The following is a 7,600-nucleotide window of genomic DNA, read 5'->3' on the forward strand; positions in this document are numbered from 1 at the left end:
AGCCTAGCCGACTTCTGCGAGCGCGTGGATCCGAAGATCGTCGGCAAGCGCGTCTTCGAAAGCCTGATCATGGCGGGGGCCCTGGACTGCTTCGGGCATGACCGCGCCGTGATGATGGCCGGCGTGGAGCGGATGATGGGGCTCGCGTCGCTGGCGCAGCAGAATGCCATCTCGGGCCAGACGGATATTTTCGGCGCCTCGCTCGGCGCGCAATCGCAGGCGCTCAACCTGCCGGCGGCCGAGCCATGGCTTGCCGCCGACCGGCTGCACCGCGAGTTCCAGGTGGTCGGCTTCTATCTCTCTGCGCATCCGCTCGACGAATACAAGGCGGCGCTGCAGAAGATGCGGGTGCAGAACTGGGCGGAATTCTCCGCCGCGGTCAAACGCGGCGCTGCGGCCGGCCGGCTCGCCGGCACCGTCACCACGAAGCAGGAGCGCAAGACCCGCACCGGCAACAAGATGGGCGTCGTGCAGTTTTCCGACACCACCGGCCAGTACGAGGCGGTGCTGTTCTCCGAAGGCCTGGCGCAGTATCGCGACATGCTGGAGCCTGGCCGTTCGGTGGTGATCACCGTCTCGGCCGAAGACCGGCCGGAGGGGATCAATCTGCGCATCCAGACGGTGCAGTCGCTGGAGGACGAAGCAAGCCGCATCCAAAAGGCGCTACGCATCTTCGTGCGTGATGCTCAGCCCATCAACATCCTTGCCAACCAGCTTGCCGTGAAGGGCGAGGGGCAGGTGAGCTTCGTGCTGATCAAGGAAGCCGGCCAGGGCGAGGTGGAGATCGAACTGCCCAACCGCTATCGCATCTCGCCGCAGGTCGCGTCGGCCATGCGCGCGGTGCCGGGTGTCGTCGAAGTGGAACTGGTGTAGCGTTCCAACTACTTGTTCTCGCGCAACTCCGAACAGAAACCGGGTAACGCTTTTCCTGGAATGCTTTGGCGCGAGGCGTGGCCACCAATTCAAGCCCCGCCGCCATCACCCGTACTGGCCAAACCACGTCATTCGCTCAACGACGTATGGTTCTGTATATCTTTGCCTAACTTGTTCTTGCTAATCTTGCAACTGGGCTGCGGAAATGTTGGGGCCCAAGCTGTAAGCAAGGCTGACGATTGGGCAGGAGCGGGCACGATGGTCGACAAGTCGAATCTCGCGATCGTCGCAACTGATCTCGATGGGCAGCACGCCGATGACGCAGGGGCCCCTCTCGTGTCGGCCATTATCCCTTGCCTGAACGAAGAGCGCACGCTCGGCATCTGCATTCGCAAGGCGCTTGACGTTTTTTCGAAGCGGGGCATTAAGGGCGAGGTCGTCGTCGGGGACAATGGGTCGACCGATCGGTCGGTGGAGATTGCCGAGTCCCTCGGCGCGCGTGTCGTGCACCAGCGGGTCAAGGGATACGGCGCGGCGATCAGCGCGGCGGCTGAAGCTGCACGAGGCAAGTACCTCGTCATGGCGGATGCGGACGATTCCTACGACTGGAGCAGCCTAGGCGACTTCATCGACGCGCTGGAGGGTGGTGCCGAACTGGTGATGGGCGATCGCTTCGCCGGCGGTATCGAGCCCGGCGCCATGCCCCCTCTGCATCGGTATCTTGGCAATCCTGCGCTTTCAACAATTGCCCGCTGGCTTCATCATTCTCCGATACACGATTTTCATTGCGGCATGCGAGGATTCACCCGCGATGCGTTTCGCCAAATGGGCGCGCGCTCGCCTGGCATGGAATTCGCCTCGGAGATGGTCATCAACGCGCATCGCGCGGGCCTGGTGATCCGCGAGGTGCCAATCAAGCTCTATCCGGACAAGCGCGGCCGCCCACCTCACCTGCGTTCGTTCCGCGACGGTTGGCGACATCTGCGGCTGATCGTGGCCCATGCACCCAACACCATGTATCTCATACCGGGAGCGACCTTGCTGGTGTCCGGTATTGCTGGTCTTGCGGTCCTCGCGGCGGGACCTGTCCGGATCGGAGGGTGGTATTTCGGAATTCACTTCGTCGCGCTCTCCGCGATGGCGACGCTGATTGGCCTTTCGGCCATCCTTTTCGGTATGCTGGCCAAGGTGGCGATCGCTATCTATCACCCGGGCCACGGCGGCCGGGTCGTGCCTTGGCTGATGCGCGGCCGCCCGCTGGAATGGCTGGTCTTTTCCGGCGGCATGCTCGCGGCGGCGGGCTTTGTCGCGGACTTATTGCTGGCACTGCATTGGATTTTCATAGGCGGCCCGATGGAGCAATCGGTGCACCTGACCTTCGTGATCACCACCGCCTGCGTGGCCGGGATGTCCATGGTGCTGTCCGGCTTCGTTCTCAAGTTGCTGCTTGATAATCTGGACGATAGGCGTGCGTTCTGAGCGCTTCGACATCGAGCGCCTGGCGCGACGGAAAAAAGATAGAGTCGGCGCCAGCAGGTCGGTGGTGCATTGAAAGCTGGTGGGATGAGGGGAAGCAGGGCGGTTCCGCGGATTTGGGATACGGACTGGCTGGTCTTGCGCGGGCTAGCTCGGCTGTTGCGAAAAGAGGCGAGGGCGCATGTTAGGCCGGGCACACTAATGGTCGATCTCGGCTGTGGTGACATGCCCTATGCTGACATGATGTTCGAAATGAAGATCGACTATCGCGGCGCGGATATCGGCGAGGGCAGCTTCCTGAAAATTGACGAGCAGGGCCGCGTGCCACTAGCAGATGGCATCGCTGGAGCAGTGCTTTCAGTACAGGTCCTGGAGCACGTGCGCGACCTTGACTCGTACTGCGCCGAGATTCGGAGATTGCTGCGCGATGACGGTGTGCTGTTGTTGTCTACTCACGGCAGCTGGCTCTACCACCCTCACCCTGAGGACCATCGTCGTTGGACACGCACCGGACTTGTCGTAGATCTTGCCGATCGCGGCCTCGAAGTCGAAGAGGTGCATGCGATTGCCGGGCCCTTGGCAACCACGACGCTAATCCGCCTTACGGGCTTTGCTTTCTTCCTTCGCCGCCTACCGATCATAGGCGCAATTTTGGCGTCGCTCCTTGCCCTGTTGATGAACCTGCGCGCTCAATTGGAAGATCGTCTAACGCCCGCCCAGATACGCGACGACAATGCCTGCGTTTTCTTGGTCCGCGCTCGGAAGGCAGCGATATGAGCGTGCGCACGCCCTTCGCCTATATGGTGATCGCCGGCATCTGCATCGCGCTGCACAACGTGGTCATCATCTTGTCTGACAGGGTCGGGATACGTTTGTGGCTGGCCGTACTGTTGTCCTTCTGCGTCGTGGCGGGCACTGGCTATGTGCTTCATAGCGTATTCACCTTTCGGCGACCATTGGCTCCCATAACCTTCGCACGGTACGTCATTGCAATGATCGCCAACATACCATTGGCATTTGTCACCATATGGTTTTGGCATCAGCAGGCCGGCCTGCCGATGGTGTTCGCCTCGCCACTTGCCTCGGTCTGCATGCTGGCGCTGAACTTCCTGCTTGGTCGATGGGCTATCGCCACGCCAAACCGCTGGATGACGGGGGGACCATGACCTTGGCCACGGCAATGGGCCCGATCGATCCGAAGCTTCTGCAGGACATCCTGTCGCGTCACCTCGCCTTTTATCGAAACAAGGCGCCGACTTATCAGGCGGTTATGCTCGATAGTCTACGCGAGCTGTGGGACAAGCAGCATTGCAAATTGCTCGACGTCGGTGGTGGCACTGGGGTGATCGCTCAAGCCATAGCCGAACTCTTTCCGGTGGATGAGGTGCAGACAGTGGATATGGTTGACCGTTTCTGCCCTTCGCTGAGCGTGCTGACCAAGCAGTATGACGGCAAAACCCTGCCTTTCGCGGACCGTAGTTTTGATGCGGCGACACTCAACAATGTAGTACATCACGTTCCAGTCACAGCACGTACGGACTTGCTGCGTGAAATTCGGCGCGTGGTTGATGGTCCGCTTTACATAAAGGATCACGAAAGCTGCGGAAGGCTGGACGACCTGCGCCTCACCGCAATGGATGCGATAGGCAATATCCCATTTGGCGGAATGATCTGGGCGCGCTACTTGAAGCGGGCAGAATGGGGGAAGTTAGCAACCGAAAGTGGCTACCGCATTGCTCGTCGCGCTGCGCCGAAGCAATATCGAAAAAGCATCCATCAACTGCTGTTTCCCAATCGTCTCGAAGTGACAATGCGCTTCGAGCCCGCTTGATGGGTCGGTTCGATGCGCATTTTGACCGTCAGCCATTTCTATGAAGGTCACGGCGGCGGCATAGAGCGTGTGGCCGGGCATTTGTGCCGACAATTCACGCAACTGGGCGTTCAGGCTGTTTGGGCCGCCAGCGATGCCGATCAGCCGCCGGAAAGCGACGTTGAAGCGGTCCCTCTTGCCTGCGTCGACCCAATCGAGAAGGTCATTGGGCTGCCAATGCCGCTGGCGCGCGTCCGTGCGATTCGCGCGCTGGCCCGCGAAATGCACCGTAGCAATGCGGTCGTAGTGCACGATGCGCTGTACATGACATCGATCCTGGCATTGCTGATGTCGAAGGCTTTCCGCAAGCGCGTGGTGCTGATCCAGCATATCGCCGGCATCCCCTTTTCTTCGCGCATTCTCCGCTCCGTGATGGCACTAGCCAACATCGTCATCACGCGCCCGATGCTCCGAGCCGCTGACGCAGTTGTGTTCATCAGCGACACCGTGCGCCATGATCTTGTGGGCACGCCAGCGCGCATTCCCTTCCAACTGCTGTTCAACGGTGTTGACGGTGCGATTTTTCATCCCGCTTCAGGCCCGCTGCCTGTGCCGGAGGCCCCTGCGGCGATCTCGATCCCCCTGGGTACGCGTCGCATTCTTTTCGTTGGTCGCTACGTCGAGAAGAAAGGACTGTCGGTGCTGCGGGCTTTGGCTGCGTTCCGCCAGGATCTCGCATTTTTGATGGTCGGCAGCGGCCCGATCCACCCCGGCAAATGGGGACTTGCCAATGTTCACGACCTTGGTGTCCAGAGCCCTCAGGCCCTGGCGGACCTTTATCGGGGGGCTGACTTCCTGCTGTTGCCGAGCGTCGGAGAGGGCTTTCCGCTCGTTATTCAAGAGGCAATGGCCTGCGGGCTGCCTGTCGTCTGCGGCGAACCGAGCAACCGTGCCGACCCAGGCGCGGCCAAATGGCTGCGTGGCGTTGCCATCGACCTCACCGATCCCGACGGGTCGGCCAGGCGTTGCGCCGATGCCATCGACAGCCTTGCCCTCACCTCCGAGGAGCGAGCCGCCATGGCTCGTTACGCGTTGGCGCAGTACGACTGGCGCGCAACGGCGCTCGGCGTGCTGACCTTGGCAGGCGGAGGAGTGGCCAAACTTTGACCTACTTCGCCATGGTCGATGCGGTTTCGCGTCCGCATCTGGCCGAAGTTCAGGCGCTTTCGGCCCTGGCCTGTGCTTGAGGCCTTCCAGCAACGAACACTGAACAGGGTTCCAAACGTCTGGGCCGTGTGGCCTAGCCAATTTTCTTAATTAACGTCGCTTAAATCTGAGGTTCATTCCAGGGCGGGATTGAATGCGATCAGAAGCAGGTCTGACTGATTTATTCGGTGCAGGATCGCGCCGCTTAACGATCTTTCTACGCGCTTTGATCGTACTGAAGATCGCGTTGTTGTTCGCCTTGGCTTGGAATTGCCGATTCGTCATGGACGAATTTGGTCAGCTTGGATACGCGAAGCATTTGTTTAATGGGCTGTTCGCCACCGTGCAGCCAAGCAAGGCGGTCGGTTCCACCGCCTTTTACAAGCTGGCTCACCTGATCGGTTGGGATGCCACGTCCATTCTGCTTGTCGGTCGTATGCAGACCGCGTTGCTGGCATGCGCGACCATTGCTTTGGTCTACGCCTGCGCTCGCGCGCTTGGGGAGGATCGGGTTCGTGCCTTGGCCATTGTCCTCGTCCTCTTGTGCTTCTCGAATTTCATGGAGCGCATCTTTCGCACTATCGCCGAACCGCTGGCGGTGTTCTTCGCCGCAGGGGCGCTGCTGGTCGTGCTACGGGCCCGTGAATTGAGGGGATGGCAGCTTGTCGCTGCCGGCGCCTTGAGCGGCCTGTCGTTTCTCGCAACGCAGAAATCAATCTACTTCAACCTTGCGCTAGGCCTTGGCCTGGTCGCCGACGCGGCTTTGATGAGACGCTACCTGGCAGGCATGGTCCGCGGGGCATGGCTCGTGCTGGGATGGACTCTGCCTATAATCGCATATTGCTTCATCTTCGGCGGCGCCGACCCTGTTCCCATCGCCAAGAGCTTGGTGTTCGGCCCTCTTGAGGTCGCAACGCGCGGCGGCGGTGACTACGGGGGGCTGAGGCGCTTCGTGGTTCAGACGCTCGCGCGCAATTATGTTCTTTACGTCTTCTGTTTCGCCGGCATGGCTCTGTCTCTGATACAGATCATGAAGCTCGACGAGCGGAGGCGAATTGCGCTGATCTTCTCTGTCGTCATCACGGTGCTGGTCTTCGCGCACGACCAGCCGTGGCCCTACGTGTTCATCATGGCGTTGCCGTTCATGTCGCTATGGTCGTTGACAATGCTCGACGGCCTCGCAGCCCGCGCGCGTTATCTGCGCCTGGCGTGGATAGCCTTGGTCACGGCGATGGCCATAAGCTTCGTTGCCAATATACTTTACTTTCGCTTCGACAATACGGCCCAACTTGAGCTGGTGGCGCGTGCGGAGTCATTGCTTGCACCCGACGAGCGGTACTTCGACGGCATAGGAATGTTGCCCAATCGAATGGAGCCAACAACTTTGTGGCTCGACAAACACTACGTGCTCGCGACCTTGCGGGAAAGCGGGCGTTCCGAGGCTTACAATGTGCTTAGCAAGTCTCGCCCGAAGCTGATCCTGTGGTCCTACCGGATGGACTATATCTATCCGGTAGTCGCGCCCCTGATTTTGAACAGCTATGTCCGTGTGGCGCCAAACCTCAGGATCGCTGGTTTCCGCCTGCAACCCGGTGAGCGGAAGATCTTTGATGTTCCTATTGCTGGAACTTATGCGCTCTACAGCGCCGATGGAACGCCTTTGCGGGGCCGGGTCGAAATCGACGGCACCGTGCTTGATCCGCCATTTCACCTTGCGATCGGGCCAAAGACCGTAACATTACGCAACGGTGCGGGCGAAGCCCTGCTGCTGCCAGCGGGCTCTTACGCCGGACATTTCAAGGCCGGCGGCGACAACGATCTTCTATTTGATGGCGTCTACGATTGAGCGATGAGGCGAGTGATGACGGTCCCGCCGACGCCAGTTCGCAGGCAACCCAACCGGGCGTCTGACCTGGCAGCTAGGAGGTCGCGACTTCGGCAGGCTGAGGCGCCTTGCGCTGCAGGTTGAGCAGATTGCCGGTCAGGATCAGCAAGGCGCCCCCGGCGGTGAAGACATCGATCTGCTCGTTGTAAAGCAGCCATCCGATCAGCGCAGACAGCGGCACGCGCAGGAAGTCCATCGGCGAAATGACGGTCGCATCGGCGTGGCTGAGCGCGCGGGCCATGCAGAAATGGGAGGACATGCCGGTGAAGGCGACCACCAATATCGACGGCCACAGTTCGACTGCCGGGTTGCGCCAGACATAGAGCGCCGGGACGAGGCCGACCACGGAC

The 7,600-nt window shown here is 60.4% G+C and carries 8 protein-coding genes; 7 read left to right on the forward strand and 1 reads right to left on the reverse strand.

The window, feature by feature from the left end; translation table 11 throughout:
* The 7 genes from EOA79_RS26830 to EOA79_RS26860 form a co-directional block, all read left to right on the forward strand.
* Positions 1 to 873, forward strand: an 873-nt coding sequence (locus EOA79_RS26830) for an OB-fold nucleic acid binding domain-containing protein (protein WP_245489936.1), incomplete at its 5' end; no start/stop codon positions are given.
* A gap of 258 nt (positions 874 to 1,131) precedes the next feature.
* Positions 1,132 to 2,352 (forward strand): glycosyltransferase family 2 protein, encoded by a 1,221-nt coding sequence (locus EOA79_RS26835; RefSeq protein ID WP_095826102.1) that lies wholly within the window; start codon positions 1,132 to 1,134, stop codon positions 2,350 to 2,352.
* A 198-nt stretch (positions 2,353 to 2,550) separates the two neighbouring features.
* Positions 2,551 to 3,126 carry a methyltransferase domain-containing protein gene (locus EOA79_RS26840; RefSeq protein WP_197504263.1) on the forward strand — a complete coding sequence of 192 codons (576 nt, stop codon included), beginning with the start codon at positions 2,551 to 2,553 and terminating at the stop codon, positions 3,124 to 3,126.
* Positions 3,123 to 3,515, forward strand: a complete 393-nt coding sequence (locus EOA79_RS26845) for a GtrA family protein (RefSeq protein ID WP_095826101.1) — start codon at positions 3,123 to 3,125, stop codon at positions 3,513 to 3,515. Before EOA79_RS26840 ends, EOA79_RS26845 begins: the two co-directional genes overlap by 4 nt.
* On the forward strand, positions 3,512 to 4,180 hold the full coding sequence (locus EOA79_RS26850) for a class I SAM-dependent methyltransferase (RefSeq protein ID WP_164748279.1): 669 nt from the start codon (positions 3,512 to 3,514) through the stop codon (positions 4,178 to 4,180). Before EOA79_RS26845 ends, EOA79_RS26850 begins: the two co-directional genes overlap by 4 nt.
* A gap of 12 nt (positions 4,181 to 4,192) precedes the next feature.
* Positions 4,193 to 5,326 carry a glycosyltransferase family 4 protein gene (locus tag EOA79_RS26855; protein WP_095826099.1) on the forward strand — a complete coding sequence of 378 codons (1,134 nt, stop codon included), beginning with the start codon at positions 4,193 to 4,195 and terminating at the stop codon, positions 5,324 to 5,326.
* 193 nt (positions 5,327 to 5,519) lie between these two features.
* On the forward strand, positions 5,520 to 7,211 hold the full coding sequence (locus EOA79_RS26860; RefSeq protein ID WP_127335283.1) for a hypothetical protein: 1,692 nt from the start codon (positions 5,520 to 5,522) through the stop codon (positions 7,209 to 7,211).
* Between the two features lie 73 nt (positions 7,212 to 7,284).
* Here EOA79_RS26860 and EOA79_RS26865 read toward each other — a convergent pair.
* Positions 7,285 to 7,600, reverse strand: a 316-nt coding sequence (locus tag EOA79_RS26865; protein WP_164893960.1) for an EamA family transporter, incomplete at its 5' end; no start/stop codon positions are given.

Origin of the sequence: Mesorhizobium sp. M1A.F.Ca.IN.020.03.2.1, assembly GCF_004023205.1 — a bacterium.
Lineage (GTDB): Bacteria > Pseudomonadota > Alphaproteobacteria > Rhizobiales > Rhizobiaceae > Mesorhizobium.